Origin of the sequence: Pseudomonas thivervalensis (assembly GCF_001269655.1) — a bacterium.
In the GTDB taxonomy this organism is placed as follows: Bacteria; Pseudomonadota; Gammaproteobacteria; order Pseudomonadales; family Pseudomonadaceae; genus Aquipseudomonas; species Aquipseudomonas thivervalensis.
In genome coordinates this window covers 60,894-80,649 of the sequence record NZ_LHVE01000006.1, presented here as the reverse complement: position 1 = coordinate 80,649, position 19,756 = coordinate 60,894, and the positions used below count along the sequence as shown (strand labels likewise).

General features: G+C 55.9%; 15 protein-coding genes. 6 read left to right on the top strand and 9 right to left on the bottom strand.

The features are described 5' to 3' along the window. Positions 1-2,466 carry a DEAD/DEAH box helicase gene (locus AD659_RS06375; protein ID WP_053119402.1) on the top strand — a complete coding sequence of 822 codons (2,466 nt, stop codon included), beginning with the start codon at positions 1-3 and terminating at the stop codon, positions 2,464-2,466. 203 nt (positions 2,467-2,669) lie between these two features. Next, positions 2,670-3,869 carry a hypothetical protein gene (locus tag AD659_RS06370; protein WP_053119400.1) on the top strand — a complete coding sequence of 400 codons (1,200 nt, stop codon included), beginning with the start codon at positions 2,670-2,672 and terminating at the stop codon, positions 3,867-3,869. 179 nt (positions 3,870-4,048) lie between these two features. On the opposite strand, the gene AD659_RS06365 is transcribed toward AD659_RS06370, so the two are convergent. The 8 genes from AD659_RS06365 to AD659_RS06330 all read right to left on the bottom strand — a co-directional run bounded on the left by AD659_RS06365 (position 4,049) and on the right by AD659_RS06330 (position 12,149). Next, positions 4,049-5,782, bottom strand: a complete 1,734-nt coding sequence (locus AD659_RS06365; RefSeq protein WP_053119398.1) for an ATP-binding protein — start codon at positions 5,780-5,782, stop codon at positions 4,049-4,051. Between the two features lie 9 nt (positions 5,783-5,791). Beyond that, positions 5,792-6,805, bottom strand: a complete 1,014-nt coding sequence (locus AD659_RS06360; RefSeq protein WP_053119396.1) for an SIR2 family protein — start codon at positions 6,803-6,805, stop codon at positions 5,792-5,794. 53 nt (positions 6,806-6,858) lie between these two features. Continuing rightward, positions 6,859-7,191, bottom strand: a complete 333-nt coding sequence (locus tag AD659_RS06355) for a hypothetical protein (protein ID WP_053119394.1) — start codon at positions 7,189-7,191, stop codon at positions 6,859-6,861. Positions 7,192-7,241: 50 nt separating this feature from the next. Further along, positions 7,242-7,850 (bottom strand): His-Xaa-Ser repeat protein HxsA, encoded by a 609-nt coding sequence (gene hxsA, locus AD659_RS06350; RefSeq protein ID WP_053119392.1) that lies wholly within the window; start codon positions 7,848-7,850, stop codon positions 7,242-7,244. Continuing rightward, the gene (hxsC, locus tag AD659_RS06345) at positions 7,847-9,082 is read right to left on the bottom strand and encodes a His-Xaa-Ser system radical SAM maturase HxsC (protein ID WP_053119390.1); all 1,236 of its coding nucleotides are present in this window, start codon (positions 9,080-9,082) and stop codon (positions 7,847-7,849) included. Before hxsC ends, hxsA begins: the two co-directional genes overlap by 4 nt. Then, entirely contained in the window at positions 9,082-10,569 is a 1,488-nt protein-coding gene (gene hxsB / locus AD659_RS06340) for a His-Xaa-Ser system radical SAM maturase HxsB (RefSeq protein ID WP_053119972.1), read from the bottom strand. The genes hxsC and hxsB overlap by 1 nt, the downstream gene beginning before the upstream one ends. Next, complete coding sequence (gene hxsD / locus AD659_RS06335; RefSeq protein WP_053119388.1) at positions 10,566-10,865, bottom strand: His-Xaa-Ser system protein HxsD; 300 nt, start codon at positions 10,863-10,865, stop codon at positions 10,566-10,568. Before hxsD ends, hxsB begins: the two co-directional genes overlap by 4 nt. A gap of 369 nt (positions 10,866-11,234) precedes the next feature. Then, a complete protein-coding gene (locus AD659_RS06330; RefSeq protein ID WP_014338228.1) occupies positions 11,235-12,149 on the bottom strand; it encodes a LysR family transcriptional regulator in 915 nt (304 codons plus the stop codon). Between the two features lie 256 nt (positions 12,150-12,405). On the opposite strand from AD659_RS06330, the gene AD659_RS06325 reads away from it, so the two are divergent. From AD659_RS06325 to pgm, 4 genes are all read left to right on the top strand, one after another. Next, entirely contained in the window at positions 12,406-13,431 is a 1,026-nt protein-coding gene (locus tag AD659_RS06325; RefSeq protein WP_053119386.1) for a zinc-dependent alcohol dehydrogenase family protein, read from the top strand. A gap of 681 nt (positions 13,432-14,112) precedes the next feature. Continuing rightward, on the top strand, positions 14,113-15,603 hold the full coding sequence (locus AD659_RS06320) for a hypothetical protein (RefSeq protein WP_053119384.1): 1,491 nt from the start codon (positions 14,113-14,115) through the stop codon (positions 15,601-15,603). 96 nt (positions 15,604-15,699) lie between these two features. Further along, on the top strand, positions 15,700-17,097 hold the full coding sequence (locus AD659_RS06315; protein WP_053119382.1) for an aminotransferase-like domain-containing protein: 1,398 nt from the start codon (positions 15,700-15,702) through the stop codon (positions 17,095-17,097). Between the two features lie 91 nt (positions 17,098-17,188). Next, positions 17,189-18,835 (top strand): phosphoglucomutase (alpha-D-glucose-1,6-bisphosphate-dependent), encoded by a 1,647-nt coding sequence (gene pgm, locus AD659_RS06310; RefSeq protein WP_053119379.1) that lies wholly within the window; start codon positions 17,189-17,191, stop codon positions 18,833-18,835. A gap of 195 nt (positions 18,836-19,030) precedes the next feature. On the opposite strand, the gene AD659_RS06305 is transcribed toward pgm, so the two are convergent. Next, positions 19,031-19,726 (bottom strand): pirin family protein, encoded by a 696-nt coding sequence (locus AD659_RS06305; protein WP_053119377.1) that lies wholly within the window; start codon positions 19,724-19,726, stop codon positions 19,031-19,033. Between the last annotated feature and the right edge of the window lie 30 nt (positions 19,727-19,756).

The window sequence follows — 19,756 nt, the reverse complement described above, 5'->3', positions numbered from 1 at the left end:
ATGGAAGAGATGACTATCAGGAAACTGGGCAACACCAAGTTCAAGGATCTGTATTTCCAACTCCTCAAGGGAGACGAACTGGGTAACACAGAGATTGTGAAACTTTTGGCGATCGCCGTGCTGCTCCTTAACCACAAGACCCTCGAAATTCGGCGTCTCGGCTACCGCATTATTCTGTTTTACGGTAACGCTTCGGGTCAGTACCAGGCGCTGTACGATGTAGCACTCAACAGTGGTCTGCACCCTGTCTCAGCAGTAATCAGCAGCTACTTTTCCGAGGATGATCACCGTAGCGAGTCGTTCATCCGAAACATCGTGGGCAGCTACATCGATACCTTCCGTGATCAAGGCATCGTGCTGACTGAGCAACAGGATGCCCTGCGGACATTCGTTCAGTCGGAGTACCGTAAGTCGTCAGTCGTGGTTGCTCCTACCAGCTACGGAAAATCTGAGCTCATCATCCAATCGGTGAGGGAAAATCCAGGGCAGCGGATCCTGATCCTCGTGCCCTCGAAGGCTCTGCTGGCTCAGACGAAAAAGCGGTTGATCTACGCGGACATTGAGGGGCTGGGCAAGGTGGTGACCCACCCCGATATGTATTCAGTTGAACGGAAGAACAGGGCATTTGTCCTGACCCAGGAGCGGCTCAACAGGCTTTTGAACGAGAACGCCGGGCTGAGCTTCGATATGGTCTTCGTTGACGAGGCCCACAACCTGCTGCAGAGCGACCGCAGAAATGAGTTACTGGCTGCCATGCTGTGCATCCTGGGGGCTCGTAACCCGGAAACATCGTTCAAGTTCCTGACACCCTTCCTGTGCGATGAACTCAATGTCCGTGTGCGCTTCCTGGACATGATCCCGAGCGGATTCAAGATCGATGAGTACATCAAGTCTGAGCGCTTCTACATCAGGGATTTTAGGGCAGGGAGGGGCCAGACGAAGCTCAAGCTCTATGACCATTTCCTGAATGACTGGGTGGAGTTCGATCGGAGGTATGCCAACTGCTTCGAGCTCATCAAAGGCGAAGCACTGTCCAAAAACATCGTTTACGGCAACAGGAAGAAAAGCATTGAGTCATTTGCGGTTGAACTGGCAGCCGTGCTGCCGCCCGTAGATTGTCCGCTGATCCAGACGGCCTGTGCCGAGCTAGGAGAGCTTTTTGACCGACGCTACAAACTGATCGGCTGCCTGCGCAAAGGGGTTATGTACCACCATGGTTCGATCCCTGACACCATCCGTCTTTACTTGGAGAACCTATTCAGTAGCTCCAAGCAGATGAGGTTTCTGGTCTGCAACTCCACGCTTCTGGAAGGGGTGAACCTGCCGATCGAACGACTCTTCGTTTTTGATTTTTTCAAAGGGAAGCAAAAGCTGACGCCATCTCAATTCAAGAACCTGGTCGGACGCGTCAACCGGTTCAGTGAGGTCTTTGCGCCTGGAGCTAAGGCTGCGTTGAGAAAGCTGGAGTCCAGCATCTACCTGTTGGGCGTAAATGGCTACACACTCGACAATGCAGCGCTTGATACTTTCTACGATAAATCCGTCAACGTCTCAAAGGTGGTCAAGGACACAGTCAGCAACGTTCTGCTTGAAGCCACCAAGATCATCGATGGGAAGGTGTCGGTTCTCTACGACGACGCCGTGGCTCGTCTTGAGAATCTGCATCCTGGCGTGGTTAAAGATCGAGAGTGTCGGTACGTTACCACTCAGGTGGGCAAGCTCCTCATCGCGAACAGTGTCAGTGAAATTGACGTGTTCTCAGAGGAGGAGGCTATTGAACGGAAGATCAGGCGAGGCATCGAGGCGAACGGCGTCATCAATACCGTTGACAGGCTGATGCTTGCGATCTCCAAATCGTTCGTCGATCACTTCGACGACAGCCGAGAGTACAGCGACCTGTTGCGTCTGAAGCAAGAGCCTGCCCGGAATTTCTACGCCATGATCCTGGATTGGAAGCTGAAGAAACTCAGCGTCAAGCAGACGATCCGACAGACGCTCGCGTACTGGAAAAAGCTGGTCGAGACTAGCCATAGCGATCACGTATTCGTGGGTAAATGGGGTGATACCAAATATCGCGACAGCAAGTACGAGAACTGGGTAAAAATCTCCCAAAAGGATGACGGCGAGCGTATTAACCTGGCAATCGTCCGTCTCAAGGACGAGGACGATTTCTTTGACAACAAGATTTTCAAGTTCGTCGAGGTGCTGAATGGGGTAGGTGCGCTGGATCTAGGCTTCTACAAACTCATCAAATACGGTACTGCGGATGATACGAAGATCAAGCTCATCCGCGATGGCTACAGCCATGGCCTGGCGGATCTGATGCTCGAACGGTACCCCGAAACCGTGCGTGCGACGCTCGGCGGCGAGATCGAAGTGAGCCCTCGCCTAGTCAACATGATGATCAACAACGAGGAAAGCGATCTGCTGATTTTTGAAGCCAAGATGAACCTCAAACCCATCTGATCGGGAAGACTAAGATGTGATGAGCGGACGCAGAAATTGAGTAATTTGCATCGACCCATTGGCTTAGCGAATCGCCGCTGATCTTTATATGAATCGATACAAGGATGTTTGTTGCTTTTGGCTTGATGAGGCTGCGTGCGCATTGCTCATGATTGGAATTATACTGTTGGCTAAAATTCTTTGGTTTTCACTGGTGGGATATAGTGCAGCTGATATTCATATTTTTTAAGCCGTATTTTTTCTTCGCATACATAGCGGCATACGGCATATCTCAAAATCTTGAGGGTATTGGTCTATTTGGCTTATTGAATAATATCCATGACCCAGATTTCCCGCTACCCATACTTAATTTAAGTCCGGTCGCGGGAGTGAAAATAATCGCAGGGCTGTTGTTTGTATTGCTTGCTCCTCTCGCGCTCATGCTTGTTAGAGGTGGATTTATTCTCGGGAAAAAGGCGGGAATAGCCATGCTCGCAATCGTACTCCTACCAGGCGTTTTGTCGTTGCTGGGTATATCTATGTCGCTGGTTCTTTTCATTCCGAATGAGTTTCATTTGGGGGCGGGTTATATTGGAGGGTTTTGGAGTAATGGTACAAGCTTTCTAATTGCATTTATGTGGGGATGGGCCGCTATTATGATGGTGGCGAATGTTTTTAAAAGCCAAAAATTCAAACACGCTTACGATCATTTATGGTGTCTCTTAACACTTGTAGGGTGTATGTATCTGGTTGTGGATTCACAGGCGAAATCTCATGAGGAAAGCAAAGTTCGAACCAATGCAATCATTGGTAAGTATCTAGATTTCTATAATGACAGATATACGGTTTTGAATTCGCTTTGTGAGGCTAACTTGGCGCTTGCTATGCAAGAAAAAAATATTTGCGAAAGGGCGCGGAGTATTTTTAATACATTACCTCCTGAGATAACGCAATCGGAACCTGAATTTAGACGATACGGTGACTCTTGGTTGGCGAATATTCCTAGCAAGGATGATATTGAACGTTTGAATTCAAGCGTCTGTTCGCATCGCGATGGCTCGAAGATTTGTCAGGAAACGCCTGTGGAGCTTCTGATAAATAGCCAGGAGCTTGGCGATAAGGTACTCATTCCGACGTCTGGACAAACTGAAAGGCTGAGGAGGTTATACGGCAAACTTAACTCTGAAGTGGAGAATGTTACGCGCTCAAAAGAACATACGCATTTAAAATATTTTCTATTCTGTGTGATCTGTTTTATTGCTGGAGGTAAGGCTGCAACCTCCTCGATTTCGTTTGTTGGTGAGAATAATATGAAGTCGCGGTCTTGGAGTCGAAAGATTGCATTCTCAATATTTTTTAATATTTGGTTTTTTGTCTGGCTCATAAGGGGGGACTTTGGCCAACCTTCAGCTAGTAAGTTATAGTCTATTTCTGAAACGACATAGCCAAGAGCGGTTAGGCAGAGATTCTGGCGTTGGCAGTATTTCAAAGCCTTGGATGAATACTGGGGGGCTAAAATCTATATCCTTCCTGTGCAGGAAGAAGCATACTCAGTTCGAACAATAAAACCTCAAGGGGCAGATGCTCCTTGAGGTTTTATTTATTACTGGATGTTCTGCTTGCGCCAGTTTTCGACAGCAGTCGAGAGGCGGTTATCTTTGGCATTTTTTTGCCATTCGTCCCAGAAATTTACCGTACCGCTATTAGGTTTGTTTGCGGGCTCGTCGATCCTGATCCTGCTCGGTAACAAGCTAGCATCACCTACGACCAGGGCTTCACCCGTATCAAGAGTCGGAAGAATGTCGCTGAAGCCGCCAAGGCTGTCAGGAAGCAGACGCTTGATAACACTTTGGTCTTCTGCGTTCGTCAGCCTCATTGAGACGAAGTTACTGCACTGACTGAGCATCGTCTTGTTAACTTCAGACGGGCGCTGGCTGATCACCACCAGGCTAACACCGTATTTTCGACCTTCCTTGGCGATACGTTCAAAGATATCCAGGGAGATATCATCGGCAGAATCGGCCATGTTGCGTTGCGGCATGTAGAGATGCGCTTCGTCACAAAGGAGCGCAATAGGATGACGCATCTCAGAAGGAGTCCACTGCTGAACGGAGAACGTGACCCGCGCAACAAGGGATACGATCAGCGGCAGAACGTCCGACGGCACCTCCGAGAAGTCGATAATCTTAATGCCAGCCTTACCGTTCTCACCAGTGCTGCCGAGCACGGCGCTGGCGAATTTTTCAAGCCAGGTGAAATCCAGAACGTCTCCACCGCCGTTGAACATAAAGCCCAAGCGTCTATCGGAGATCTTGTTTTCAAGCCGAGAGATCATTCGAGCAAGCTTGCCAAAGAAATCGCCCTGCTTTTCACTGCCAGCCTTAGCGCCAGGGACCATCTCGATGTTGATCTCATTCAGTCTGCCCATCAGGAAATCGAGATCGAATGGAACCGGGCTGTCCACTGTGAAGTGTTTCAGCACATCTGTTTGGTCGTTGTCCTCAAGGTACTTTCTTTTCGCCTGGTTAATTTCACGCGCCATGATCATGGCCTGGTTAGGCGCGTTTTGGTCGCTCCGGTCGACAAACATGGAAACGAGCGCTTCGTACGACAGTAGCCAATACGGTAGGTAAAGCACACCTTTATCAAGGGTACGTCCAGCCTCAACGTCTGCGGGGCCCGCCACTTTGAAGTGCTGAATACCGGCACCCACCAAAGGCAAATATTCGCCATGCAGATCGAAGACAATCGCGTTCGCAGAAGCCAGCCCCGACATCTGCTCAATGATTTTGGCGGTCGTCCAAGACTTTCCGGAGCCGGTGCTTCCGCCAATGAATGCATGGCGCTGGAAGAATTTGTTGCCGTTAAGATAGGCAACAGCATGCTCATCCAAAGTGTATTTGCCGAGTGTCAGGGCGTTACCACCTGCGGCTACGTTAGAGAGTGTGCGCATGAACCCGGTAAGATTGTCACCCTCCAGCGAAAAGCAATTGGCATCAATTTCTGGAACGCTTTCCAGCGTACGGCGAAAAACATTCTCACGTTCTCCATCGCGGTCAAGCATGGTGCCAATCAGAGAGATACGGCACAGGTTCAACTCAGAAGGTTGATCCTTGATCCCATCAATTACGAGATCGCCGATGGCCCGCTTCCGTGTCACCTGTGTAATGAGACCGATAAGGTGTTGGCCGATCCTGCTGCTTTGCAGAACGGCCAGATGGTTCACCTGCAGGCGCTTGAGCTGGTGGACATTCTCCACTTCCACCATGACAGTTGCGGTATCGACGGAGGCCACTTTTCCAAGCGCTTCTTCATCCTTAAAATTAAAAATCGGCATATTGTTTTCCTACATTATGAGTGACAGATAACCTTCAAGACTCCAGATATTCCTTTCTACCGTCACTGGGGTATCACTCAGAGAGGAGTAGACAATTGATTGGTCGTTTGTTGCGCCGCGCTCGATTGCCAGATAGTTTTGGGCCTTGCCTTCAAGAATTAGTCTTTTGGCAGACTCGGAAAGCGCAAAGGTTATAATTGTGACTGGTGCTTTCTGGCGAAGGCATTTCGCCATGAGCTTCGGCTGGATGTGTTCGTCATTGAAACCGTAGCCAATGCACAGATATGAGCCTGCCTCATTAATGGCCGTATCGGCGTTGTTGATGATGGAACGGAATGGCTCAAGGTGGGTTTTCTGATATTTCTGGCTGCCAGGGGTTACGATCTGAGGCTCATATTTATCAGGTACATCCTGAGTGACTGAGAAGGCAACGGTATCGTTAAGAGGGGACTGGAACCAATCAAGGGATCCATGCACCTTCCAGATATTTACGCGGCGCGCAGCGGTTATTTCCGTCGCAGCTGCAAGCTGGCGGAAATAACCATGCGTGAACCCGGTGTAGTGGTGAATCCGACCCTGATCGCAGGCGTACTCTGCCAACCGATCATAATTCGTAGTCACGATGTTAATAATTTTCAGACTGCTCATGAACATATGTTCAAGCAGCCGACTCAGGGGGAACATCGAATTGTTCTGGAGGCTATCCTGAAAGATTTTGCTGTCTTCAGAGTTTATCAGCGCCCAAGTGGACTTGATGATTCTTGCCGTGAGCGTGTTAGAAGCATCGACCTGGTGCAGGGCTGCCTCCAAGTCGACATTATCCTTCAGCAACTGACAGAATTTAGCCCACGCGTCGATCTCGGCAGTGTTCAATCCTGAAATGTCCGTATTTTCGACCAAGTGGTTCGCCAATGCCCACATTCCAGACACGCCATGTGCAGCGGACGCGCCGCTGCCCAGAATGATGACGGGGGCCTTACCATAGTAGTCCTGCGCCTGTTTTTGATAATTTAGGTCTGACAAGGCTCTGTCCCTTGCTGTCTGCAACAGCCCAAATGAAAATTTCTACTTTTGCTTCAATAATGAAGACTGCCCGGTTTATTTTCGGCTCTGTAACGAGCCGCTTGGCAAAGTGGGCCGGCTTTTTCGTACGTATGGTTGGAGCTGATTTCCACAGCTTGTGCTTGTCCTAAATGATTGTTACCAGCGAGGTAGTCCAGCGTTTGCTGGAAAGCTGCTCGAGTCAGCGCCGACTGCGAGTCTTCCGATCCGGTCTCAATCACAACGCGATTTGCATCAACGGTCGTGATACGGAAACGGGCGCTACGCGACGGTATTTGCAGTTCCTTGCCTTGCAGGCGGCTGGTCAATGCCCAGAGAGTGTTGTCGACCTGAATGATATGCTGCATGGGATAATTCCTCCGTTGCTGAACGGACGCTAGCTTTAACCTGAAGCGACTTATGGAATCTTGATCCCCAACGCATTCAGCGATGGTGTATCCATCCGGCCATTCACGGTCAGCCCACTGTCCATCTGAAAGGCCATCAACGCACCACGTGTTGCTTTGCCCATCACCCCATCAATGGTGCCTTGGTAATACTGGCGCACCATCAGCGCGGTCTGCACACGGGTGACCAGGCTGCTTTTCTGCTCATTGGTCGCGCGGCTCTTAGAAGTGCTCGAACTTGTCCCGCTGGTAGTGCCAGACGACTGATAAAGGCTGTTGCTGCTTGGGGTGCTGCTCGAAGCACTCGGCGCGCTGTAGCTTCGGGTACTGGTAGCGGGTGGGCTGTAGTAGCGAGGTGCGCTATAGCCACCCGAGCCGCTGTAGTGAGAACTGTGCGAACTGTGGGACCGGTGTGAACTGTGCGAGCGATGTGCCGCATAGATGTTGACGGTGTCTGGCGCATTGAGCGTATCGGCAAATACCGGGGGCTGTGGCTTGTCGTTGGGTTGCCAGTTCGCATCGGCGAGTTGCAGATGGCCCGCCTGTGCAAGGGTGGTACCTGCTATTGGCAGCAGACTGATCCCACTGATCAGGACTTTCCAGCGGTCGAGCAATTTCACTGTGCACTCCTTGCATAGGCGCTAAAGGCCTCGGTCGATAGTAGTTGTACGCCGCGGCTCTGCCAGCGGTCGGTGTGGGATTTGAAGAAGCCAGAGCAATGTTTGACGGCAGCGCATTGTTGGCAGGTATCGATGAACAGATTCTTCCAGTCCGAGATGCTCTGGCGGGCGAAACGCGAGAGGTGGGCCGGGATCAGGCACAGGGGCAAGTTGTAGATCGAAACCGGCACTCCGCGGTTGAACAGGAAATACACGGCCTGGCTCAACGACTCTTGGTAGTCCAGCGGGTCAATCCACAGTTCTTCGTAGTTTTTCCTGGCCAGGCCGGTGCTTTCGATACCCATCAGCGCAACATGCCGCACGAAGGGCAGGTTCCTGAACACGTAGTGGGCGAGCTCGGGCAAGCGTGGCGTGGTCAGGCGATTGAGTACCACGCGTATCTCGATGATCTGGTTGGCGCGGGCCAGGTTGTAAAGACCTTGCAGGGTTTCGCTGAACGCGCCTGGAGCCTGCACCACATGGTCATGGTCTTCGGCATTGTCGGCATACAGGGGGATGCCCCAGCTCAACTGAGGGTGGCTGATGGCAGAGAGCGCTGCGATCCAGCTCGGGTCTTGGAACAGACGCCCGTTGCTGAGTACATGAATGGATTTCTGTGGCAAAACGGCTTTGCACTTGGCCAGGATTTCGAGCAGGCCGTCGCGATAAAGCGTGGGTTCTCCGCCGCTGATTCCCAGATTTTCCTCGTCCGAGTCCATCAGGTCGATCAGCCGTAGGTTCTCCTCGATGTGCCAACGGTCATCGATATCTTTGGGCGGCTGCGAGCACATCAAACAGAGGCTGTTGCAACGATCGGTCATGAACAGCAGGTTGCTGTCTGAGCCTCGTCGATAGAGTACTCGCACCATCGCGTTGCCAGGTGTGATGGCAATGACATCGCCGGGCTGCACGACATCCGCATCTTTGGGGGAGTGCAAGTGTGGCCGCATGCTGTCGAAGTCGCCGATCAATGGCTCCGGGATCAGGAATCCACCCACTGGTAATGAGAGCAGATGCGGGCTCCGTAGCCGTTCTTCGTTTGGCAGCCAAAGCAGCAGGTCACCGAACTCAGCGCTTCCGGCACAAACAGCCAGGCCTTGTTCGATGAACTCATCCAGAGTGATGACCTTGAGCAGTTTCGGCTCATTCAGGTGATGGATTTCGAAGTGGGTATCTTTGCGTAGCATCGCCATCAGCCCCTGTAACCCGGGAACCGGACATCGTTGTAAGAGCGCCTGTTCAACCAAGACAGCAGCACCCTCTGCACGTTGTCGTCGCCATCGCAAAGCAGGCCGAAAATATGCTTCAGCAGCCCCATGTTCTTCTTGCAGAAGCTGCTGAACACTCGGTGTCCGATCGGGTCAGCTTGGCGGGCATAGTGTTCGACGGGGTCAGCACCACAGTACGGGACAAGTGCGCAGTCGGAGCAGCCCGGCAGCGCCTCTGCTACACCACTGGCGAGCAACGCATTCATAACGGTCGATCCGAGTAATTCGGACAAAGGTTGTTGCACGGTGCCGAGCCTCAACCCGTCTTCACCCATCTCCAGCAACATTCGGGCTTCGTCCGAGGGATAGACGTAACCGTCATAGTTGTAAACCAGCGCCGCAGTGCCTGCGCCAGCAGGGGAGCGCAGGTCTACATAGCCGGAGGAGAAGGGTGTCAGGATATTCTTCAGCAACAGGCTCGTATAACTCTCTGAGAGGTATACGCCCTGTTGGTTGATATGCAGCAAATAGGCCAGTGCCTTCTTGTAGAAGGCCAGGTATCGCTCAATAGGGTAATCAAGTCGATGGGCACTCTTGGTGGCAAACCCATAAGGGCTCAGAGGCCGAAGCGAGATGCTGGAGAAGCTCTGGTTTACATACTCATCGATGATCGCTTCAGGTTGTTCGAGGCTTCTTGAAGTCAGCGTGGTCAGCGCGGAAACTGCATCATGGCCAAGGCGCTCACGGACCCACTGGATGCCTTTTACAGTGCGTTCGTAGGAGTCTCGTGACGGGGTAGGGCGGTTGGCATTGTGCAAGGGCGCCGGCCCATCGAGCGAGGTCGAAAACTGGATGCGATTTTGTTCTGCGAAGTCGAGTATTTCCTCCGTCAGGTGGTGCAGCGTGGTGGTGATGACGAACTGGATATCCCGTTGTTCGACCACGTTCCGGTCAACGACCCATTCGACAATCTGGCGGACGCGCTCGAAGGCTAGAAGCGGCTCGCCACCCTGAAACTCCACAGTCAGGGCGGGAGCGTTCGATTCGAACAGGCGATCGACCGCCGCCTGTGCATCCGCTTCCGACAGGTCGTGGCCGGATCCTCCCAGAGGGGCCCGCGACACCTGGCAGTACTGGCAGGTGTGGTTGCAGCGCAATGTAACCACGAACAAGTGCAGTGCAGGGCCCTGGAAGAGGAAGTCCTTGCGGCTGCGATACTGCGCGGCCATTTCCGGGAACGGGTCGTGGCGGCCTGGTTCGTAGATGAAGTGGCGGGCCAGCAGGTCCTTGTAAAAATGCGTACTTGCTTGAACGTCGAAGTAACTGAGGGCTCGTAATTGCGCGTCGTTCACGTGCATGTACTCACCGGTATCGGAGGTGAGCAGGATGTCACGGTCATGTCCCGTGTTCATGCGCATGAATCGAAAAGGCAGCAAGCGGTAGTGCTTGGCGTCTGTCGCGATCAGTGTCACTGCGAAATCCCACATCCAGCGAGCGCGGCTCGAGCCAAGACTTCGCGCAACCCTGCTGTTTCGCGGTTGATATGGTCGCGTAGGGCGAAGTCGTTCAGATGCTGGAGGATCAGCGAGTGAGCCTGCTCCGGGGAAAGCGTTAGCCTTGCTTCAGCGGGGTGGGCCGTGAGGCTTATCTGATTGGCTTCAATACCGACCTGGATCGCGACAATGTCGGCCAGGGAGTAAGCGGCGCGTTGCACCACGCTGAGCGGGTAGGCTGCGCTGTCGAGTTTCAGCGTGACTGGCCATGTCATCGGAACCGCTCCTTCAAATCCGCTGGGAACGTGTGGATATTGCTGGTTTCCGAGGCATTGTGCCATCATAATTTTTTATATTTGCACGCATCTATCCACTTGATGGCGGATAATCAGTCAAATGTTCACCGGCTGGATGTTCACCATTCCGCTGAAAGTCTCAGGCCGGTATAGCCACTCGTAGGAGAGTCCGGTCGGAGTTACCCTCATCAATAGCTTGCTTGGCCTTAGGCTGGGGGCATCCTTTTCAAACCATCCAAAGCATGCCCTCAGATGTGCCCCCAATGCAGCAATCCACTGGAAATGAATGGAGCTCCATGGTTTGTGGAAAGGCAAAAATGATCAACTGAATCGCCTGCCCGACAACGCCTAAAGACTCTCAGGGTCGCCGAAAAACATCTGAATCCGCGACCGCAACCACCGCTCCCCCGGATCATTGTCCTGGGATCCGCGCCAGGCCATGTGCAGTTCGAAGCTGCGTACCGGTATGGGCGGGTCTTCGGCGCGTACGCCACCGGCGGCGGTCAGTGCGTCGGCGGTGTAGTCGGGCACGGTGGCGATGATGTCGGTGCCCGACAGCAGCGTGCTCAAGCCGTTGAACTGCGGCACGGCCAATACGACATGGCGCTTGCGGTCGAGTTTCGCCAGCTCTTCATCGATGAAACCGCTCAAGTCCCCCGCGAAGGAGACCAGGGCGTGGGGGCGGGCGCAGAATTCGTCCAGGGTCAATCGGCCCGGCGCGGTGTCGGCTCGCAGCACCTTGGGCATGCTGCGCCGCAAGACCTTGCGCTTGGCGTTGGCCGGCAGGTCGTCGGTGTAGCTGACGCCGATGGAGATTTCACCGGAGGCCAGCAGGCCCGGCATCAGAATGTAGTTGACCCGACGCACCACCAGCACAATGCCCGGCGCTTCGGCTCGCAGGCGCTTGAGCAGCATCGGCAGCAGGGCGAATTCGGCGTCGTCCGACAGGCCGATGCGAAACACCGAGGTGCTGGTGGCCGGGTCGAATTCCGCAGCGCGGCTGACCGCCGTGGAAATCGAATCCAGGGCTGGGGAGAGCAGGGCGAAGATCTCGACCGCCCGGGCTGACGGCTCCATGCTGCGGCCGGTGCGCACGAACAGTGGGTCATCGAACAGGCTGCGCAGGCGCGACAGCGCGGCACTGATGGCCGGCTGGCCGAGAAACAGCTTCTCGGCCGCGCGGGTCACGCTGCGTTCATGCATCAATGTTTCGAACACGATCAACAGGTTCAGATCGACACGCCGCAGGTCATTACGATTCATCTGGGGTCCTGGCAGATTCGGCAAGCTTGACGTGAGCGGCCATATGGGAACAATGGCCGGCATGAATCTTACGGGGAAAGGCTGGTACTCTGCACCGGCTAATTGAGTTTTCTTAGGTTAAGTCCTACAGGATTGGTTGGTTTTCTTGCTGCGGAATCAATGACAGGCATGTCGACTATTAATAGCCACTGATGGTCTTGGCTACAAAGCCCGGATAGAGTTCATGGCATTAGAGGTTACTTTGACGAGGTTTGCGATGTCCCGCACGATCCGTTTTCACAAGTTTGGTGGTGCCGAGGTGCTCAAATGCGAAGAGCATGCGGCGGCTCTTCCTGCGCCAGGAGAAGTGCAGGTCCGCGTCGAAGCGATCGGCATCAGTTGGTACGACACCTTGTGGCGCCAGAACCTGGCGTCGTCCCAGGCACGCCTGCCTTCGGGCCTGGGCCATGAAATGGCCGGCGTGGTCACGGCCGTCGGCGACGGCATCGATGACTTGGCCGTGGGCGACAAGGTCGCCAGCTTTCCGGCCGAAAGCCCGAACGATTATCCGGTGTACGGTGAAGTCATCGTGCTACCACGCACCGCTCTGACCCGTTATCCCGACGTGCTCAGCCCGATCGAAGCTGCCGTGCATTACACGCCGCTGCTGATCGCGTATTTCGCCTACATGGACCTGGCACGGGTCAAGCCGGGACAATTCGCCCTGGTCACCGATGCCAGTCATTGCGCCGGCCCGTCCTTTGTCCAACTGGGCAAGGCCCTGGGCGTGCGGGTGATCGCGGCCACCAAGACGGCTGACGAGCGTGAGTACCTGTTGTCGCTGGGCGCCGAGAAAGTCATCGTTACCGAAGAGCAGGACTTGCTGATGCAAATCAACAAGCTCACCGACAACCGTGGCGTCGACGTGGTATTCGACGGCCTTGGCGGGCCGCAAATGTCGCTGTTGGGCGATGTGCTGGCACCCCGTGGCAGCCTGGTGTTGTATGGCTTGCAGGGCGGCAACCAGACACCGTTCCCGGCCTGCGCGGCGTTCCAGAAGAACATTCAGTTCTTCGTGCACTGCATCGGCAATTTTACCGGCAAACCGGAACTGGGCATCCTCCAGGACCAGGTGGCGCTGCAGCGAGCACTGCGTGATATCAATCAACTGACCGCCGATCGCGTGCTGTTGCCCCTCAAGACTCGGGTCTTCCCATTCTCCGAGTTTGTCGAAGCTCACCGGTACATGGGCGAATGCCCTTGCCGCGAGCGCGTTGCCCTTCAGGTTGTCGACCCCGCCTGATCCCGTCTTGCGCAAGAGTCATCACCGGGCTCTTGCGCTGCCTTCGGCTTGATCCCCATCCCTCCCTTTCCCCATGACACCCGCTGGCTGGCGGCGGTGTGTACGTGCCTTGCAAAACCCATCGAGTGACCTGTCCGGGCCCGCTCAGGGCCGGAACGGCCGGCCGGTAAACATCTGAACTGGTTTTTGCCCTCAATCTGTATCTTCTAATCATTATTTAAGTCCTGATAATTGAACGCTTGATTTCCATATCAAGGAAGAAGTCGTGGTGCGGTATAACTTTTTCGAAGGCGTTCATCCTTCAAAGCACGTTCAAGGTGCAATGCGCGTTAATTGGAGCGGGGCTATCTATCGGACCTGGGTAAAACAAGGTGGGGTAGAGGGCCAATCCAAGTTCGGCAAGTTCCTTATTTCTCGTACTCATTATCTGTGGGACGTTGTCGGAATTCTCCTAGGACGTACCCCTGGCTCGGTGCGGCCCCGTATTTACGCGGCTCGCGGCGGCGGAGCCAAGGAGCGGGGGATGACTTCCTGCGTATGTATCAAATAATTACGACAAGCAACGCTTGAGCGTATTGCTAATACTCTTTGAGTACTAGAACGATCCATTCAGACCAACACGTCGCGCGGTCACGTTGGTGCGGGTGCGGCGCCGATAGTTGAATTTCCAGGTAAATGGCTATGAGTGCAATTCATGAGCAGGCTATGACTCACGTGTATCAACAAATACTGCAGCGATTGTTGGGTTTTTATTCCCGGGCCGAACGTACCGCGTTGCAGCTTTTGATCCAGCGTCTGATTGTCGCCGCCGGAGGCATCGACCGGATTGGTGACTATCGGGTGTTGACGGTCCAGAACGGGAGCAGGGAAAGCTTTTATGTACTGACCGCCTTGCGGGCCGCGCAACTCAGCATCGCGGGTCGGCACCCCGTGACCTTCGCCTTGCGCGTCGCCACGCCGCGCCTGAGCGAGACGACCCAGGCGACGCTGGAGAACATTCATCGCTGCTACAGCGCGCTATTTGTCTATGACGATCCCCGGGTCGAATTGCTGATGGCGGATAACCGCGAGGTGCTGCCGTTCAATCACCGCCAGCCCTTGTCAGCGGCGGGGCACGAGGCCAACCGTATGGACCTGCTGGCCATGGGACACCTTCGCTCGGTGGACAGTCCCCTTGAAGTCGGGAATGACGGTTACCTGGCGATGGCTGAATTCTATCGGCACATGGCCCGCTGGGAATCGGGCGTCGACTCGATGGTCAGCAGCGATACGCCGCGTCAGCAGAAACAATTCATTTCAGGCCTTCGTCGCGCGGCCCGCAAGATCGGCCTGCCGACCGACAATATCGGTTGCTTCGACAGTCTCTTCGCGCACCTCGATACCTTGAGCAGCGACCTGTACGAGCATTTCTACGGTCCCGAGCGCTTGGGCGCGTGGAAACCCGAGGGGCATTTCGAGGCCTGTCGGCGGATGAGTCACATCGGCATCGACGATCTGATCGTCGACCGGCTGGAGGGCACCAATTGGCCGCTTTTCAACGAATTCCTACGGGTACAGACCGATGGCCTGATGCCCTCGGCGATTGAAAACGAATACCTCAGCCCGTTGCTGTCGGCCCACCTGCATGGCCTGCAGGCCTGCTACGTGCAAGGGCGCAGCTACGAAACGGGGTACGGCGACTACGTGCAGCGGGCGATCATGCTCATGCATCGCAAGCAATTGCCGGAACACGCCTGCGAGCAGGCTCGGACGCTGTTCGGCTCACCTTCGTCGATTTCCGAACGCCGCGCCTACGCCGCTCTTGAAGCGCAAAAGACCCTTGGGCTCAACGAAACGCAACTGGTGTGCATGTTGTTCGCCCCTTTCGTGGGGCAGGGCGTGGGCCTGGAGCATTTCCTGCGCTGTTGCCACCCCGGCATGCTGGTGGCAATGCCGGATTTGCACAAGGCCATGCAGGGTGTCACCGTCGCCGACCAGATAGCGCAATGGATGGTTGATGTCAGTGGCCTGCCCATCGATATTCTCGGCAAGCTGTACCGGGCGAGCATCGCCGTGCCGGAGCAAGTGGAAACGGTTCCAGGTAGCGATCTGCAACAGGCCCTTGATGACGTCGACACTGCAGAAGCCGGGCAGGCTGCCGATGGGTCGCACGAACGCTCGGCAAGGCATTGAGGAACGAGGGTTGATGGACTCGTCTACCTCGTCCCCGGTCGTTATGCCCGACGTTGCGACCTGGCCGTCGGCAATTCGCTCTCCCGGCATGACGCCATGAAAGGTTGCCGGGAGACAGATTTCGCCTACCAGGCGGTTTATCGCTACCTGACCACGCTGATCAACGAACTGGAGGTGGACGCGCGGGTACGCCTGCCTTCTCTACGGCAATTGGCCGAGCGTCTCAATGTGTCGATCTCCACCATCCAGTACGCTTATTCGTTGCTGGAGAAGGAAGGGCGGGTCTACTCGATCGCCAAGTCGGGCTATTACGCGTTGCCGGCGCCCAGCATGGCCACCCTGGACGGCGGCAACGATTTACTCGAGACCTTGTACGTCAATGCCCGACGGCCAGGCATGCTGGTGCTCAGTGCGGATGAACCGGCATCGATGCAACCCTTGGACAGCCCGATGTTGTTGCTCGAGCGCGAGCTGTTGCGCCAGTATCCGCGCTCCTCGCAAACACCCTCGCAACCCTGGGGTGAGCTGGAGTTGCGCACCGCGCTGGCGGCTCGCTATACATCTTCGCCGGCCCGTTGCTGGAATGCCGATGACGTTTACATAGGCGCCGATCTGCGAGGTGTCCTGGAGATCCTGATTGCCGTGCTGGCACTCAGGGGTGTCACGGTGCTGGTCGAGTCGCCCTGCGATTGGGCCGTGTTGCGCCTGCTGCAGGCCGCCGACATCAATGTCATCGAGTTGCCGCTGCTGGCCGGTGGGGAAATCGATATCGAGCAAGTGGAACAACTGCTGGAAAGCGAAACGGTGCGCCTGGTGGTGCTGTCGTCCGTCCTGAACATGCCCAGGGGATCGCTCGTTCCCGAAGAGAATCGCCGGGCTATCGCCCATTTGCTGGAACGGCACGGCACCTGGGTGCTGGAGAACGACAGCCATACAGACCTGGCGTTCGAGGTGGGGGCGACACCTTTTCGGGACTTGCTGGACCCGGATCGGCTGATTGTCTATTCCACATTCGAGAAGACCATCGGCCCAGAGGCGCCGTACGGCTACGTGCTGTCGCGCCAGTTGACCTTGCACCTGCAACGACATTTCCTGTTGCGCGCGTTTCGTCTGTCGCCGATTCGCCAGAAAGCCATCGCCCGGCTGTACAGCAACGGTCGGATTGACCAGCATTTGCTGGTGTTGCGGCGCCTGCTGCGCGAAAGCGCGGTTTCGACCACACATTTGCTGCGCGAGCGGCTGGGGGACAGCCTGCAATGGGCAGAACCCCAAGGAGGGGCGACGATCTGGATGCGCTCGACGCGTCGGGTTGACTTGCGGCGGGTTTTCCATCGGCTGCTTGCCCAGCGAATCGTCATCGCGCCGGGTGAGCTGTTCAGTCTTCATGGCCTGTATGGGCAGCATCTGCGCCTGACCCATGCCTCAAGCGGGCCGCAGGAACTGGATGCTGCACTCTGTGCGCTGGCCGATGCGTTGAGGCTTGAACAATCGTAATCGGCGGCGATGGATCGAACCCGTCGCGCCATGGTCGAACTGTCAGTAAACTGCACCCCATTTCCCGAGCCACTCCACTCAGAGGTTTTGCATGACAGTCAGTCCATTTGCGGGCAAGCCGGCACCGGCAGAGTTGTTGATCGATATCCCGCGACTGGTGACGGCCTACTACACCGGCCGACCCGATGCCTCGGTTGCGACCCAGCGCGTGGCTTTCGGCACCTCCGGCCACCGTGGCAGTTCCTTCGATTCAGGCTTTAACGAGTGGCACGTGTTGGCAATCAGCCAGGCGATTTGCCTGTACCGCGAAGCCCAGGGTATCAACGGGCCGCTGTTCGTTGGTATCGACACCCACGCGTTGTCGACCCCGGCGGGTGCTAGTGCATTGGAAGTGTTCGCGGCCAACGGCGTGACCGTCATGATTGCCGAAGGGGATGAATACACCCCGACGCCGGCAGTTTCCCACGCTATTCTCTGCTACAACCGTGGCCGCACCTCGGGCCTGGCGGACGGTATCGTCATCACACCGTCCCACAACCCGCCGCAAAGCGGCGGCTACAAGTACAACCCCACCAATGGTGGTCCGGCCGATACCCATATCACCAAGTGGATCGAAGCCAAGGCCAACGAACTGCTGGCCAACCAGCTCGCTGGCGTCAAACGCGTCAGCTACGAGCAGGCCCTGAAGGCCGATACCACCCACCGTCACGACTACGTCAACACTTACGTGGCGGACCTGATCAATGTCATCGATTTCGATGCCATCCGCGCCGCCGGGCTGCACCTGGGTGTCGATCCGTTGGGCGGAGCGGGCGTGCGCTACTGGCCGGCCATCGCCGAGCATTACCGCCTCGATCTGGAAGTAGTGAATACCCACGTGGACTCCACCTTTCGTTTCATGACCGTCGACTGGGACGGGCAGATCCGTATGGACCCATCCTCCAGCCATGCCATGCAAGGGTTGATTGGCCTGAAGGAGCGTTTCGACGTGGCCTTCGCCTGCGACCCGGACCATGACCGCCATGGCATCGTGACGCCGTCCGGCGGCCTGTTGGCGCCAAACAACTACCTGGCGGTCTCCATCGATTACCTGTTCCAGAACCGCCCCCAATGGCGCGCCGATGCCGGCGTGGGCAAGACGGTGGTCAGCAGCGGCCTGATCGATCGCGTGGCCAAGCGCCTGGGCCGGCGGCTTTATGAAGTGCCGGTCGGCTTCAAGTGGTTTGCCGACGGCCTGTTCGATGGTTCCCTGGGCTTTGGCGGTGAAGAAAGTGCCGGTGCTTCGTTCTTGCGCAAGGATGGCGGCGTCTGGAGTACCGATAAGGACGGCCTGATTCCGGCGTTGCTGGCAGCAGAAATGACGGCGCGCACCGGTCGTGACCCGAGCCAGGCCTACCGTGCCTTGACCGATGAGCTGGGCGAACCGTTCTCGGTACGCGTCGATGCCAAGGCCAATCCACAGCAGAAGGCGCTGTTGAGCAAGCTGTCACCGGATCAGGTGACGTCTACCGAATTGGCCGGGGAGAAAATCCAGAGCATCCTCAGCCATGCGCCGGGCAATGACCAGGCCATCGGCGGCCTGAAGGTCATGACCGAAAACGGTTGGTTCGCGGCGCGTCCATCCGGTACCGAGGATATCTACAAGATCTACGCTGAAAGCTTCATTGGCGATGCGCACCTCAAGCAGTTGGTGGCTGAGGCGCAAACGTTGGTGGACGGGGCTATTGCCAGCAAGTGATGCCAGTGCTGTGACGTGGACTTGTGGCGAGGGAGCTTGCTCCCGCTGGGCTGCGTAGCGGCCCCGCTTTTTTTTTGGCGGTCGCTACGCAACCGAGCGGGAGCAAGCTCCCTCGCCACAAGATCTGTTCCCTACGCGACAGCGCAGCGGCGGGGACTCCCTCGCCACACGAGCAGCAGAACAGCGGCGCAGGGATCAAGCCAGGTCTACGAGCACGATTTCGCTGTCTTCGATGGCAGTCACTCGCAATACCTGTTCATCTTCAATCGCAACACCGTCTCGAGCTTGTGCGCGTAACTCATTGATTTCTATCAATCCTGTGGCCGGAACAAGATAAGCTCGCCGCCCGGCGTCCAGCCGATATTCCGCACTTTCACCCGCTTTGAGATTGGCCGCCACCAGCCGCGCGTTGGCGCGAATGCGTAGGCTTTGGTCATCGCCGGCCTTGCCACTGGCCAAGGTCACGAAGCCTTCGCGCGAGTCCTTGGGAAACGGTTTGGCCCCCCACGACGGTGCCAGGCCTTCTTCATTGGGAATAATCCATATCTGAAAAATGCGCGTGGCCGTCGATTCCAGATTGTACTCGCTGTGGGCGATCCCGGTGCCCGCGCTCATGACCTGCACATCGCCAGCCTCGGTACGGCCCTTGTTGCCCAGGTTGTCCTGGTGGCTGATCGCGCCTTCGCGCACATAAGTGATGATTTCCATGTCCCGGTGCGGGTGTTGAGGGAAACCGCTGCCAGGGGCGATGACATCATCGTTCCAAACGCGCAGGTTGCCCCAGTTCATGCGCCGTGGGTCGTAATACTCGGCGAACGAAAAATGGTGGTGAGCATCCAGCCAGCCGTGGTTGGCGGCGCCCAAGGTGGCGAAGGGCCTGAGTTCGAGCATGTTCGTGTCCTTTTCGCTGATAAGCGAAAG

Excerpts from the sequence above, each read along its gene's own strand:
- pgm (WP_053119379.1), top strand. The coding sequence starts at position 17,189 with ATGACAGTCAGTCCATTTGCGGGCAAGCCGGCACCGGCAGAGTTGTTG.
- AD659_RS06325 (WP_053119386.1), top strand. The coding sequence starts at position 12,406 with ATGTCCCGCACGATCCGTTTTCACAAGTTTGGTGGTGCCGAGGTGCTC.
- AD659_RS06315 (WP_053119382.1), top strand. The coding sequence starts at position 15,700 with ATGAAAGGTTGCCGGGAGACAGATTTCGCCTACCAGGCGGTTTATCGC.
- AD659_RS06355 (WP_053119394.1), bottom strand. The coding sequence starts at position 7,191 with ATGCAGCATATCATTCAGGTCGACAACACTCTCTGGGCATTGACCAGC.
- hxsD (WP_053119388.1), bottom strand. The coding sequence starts at position 10,865 with ATGACATGGCCAGTCACGCTGAAACTCGACAGCGCAGCCTACCCGCTC.
- AD659_RS06330 (WP_014338228.1), bottom strand. The coding sequence starts at position 12,149 with ATGAATCGTAATGACCTGCGGCGTGTCGATCTGAACCTGTTGATCGTG.
- hxsC (WP_053119390.1), bottom strand. The coding sequence starts at position 9,082 with ATGGCGATGCTACGCAAAGATACCCACTTCGAAATCCATCACCTGAAT.
- AD659_RS06375 (WP_053119402.1), top strand. The coding sequence starts at position 1 with ATGGAAGAGATGACTATCAGGAAACTGGGCAACACCAAGTTCAAGGAT.
- AD659_RS06305 (WP_053119377.1), bottom strand. The coding sequence starts at position 19,726 with ATGCTCGAACTCAGGCCCTTCGCCACCTTGGGCGCCGCCAACCACGGC.
- AD659_RS06320 (WP_053119384.1), top strand. The coding sequence starts at position 14,113 with ATGAGTGCAATTCATGAGCAGGCTATGACTCACGTGTATCAACAAATA.
- AD659_RS06365 (WP_053119398.1), bottom strand. The coding sequence starts at position 5,782 with ATGCCGATTTTTAATTTTAAGGATGAAGAAGCGCTTGGAAAAGTGGCC.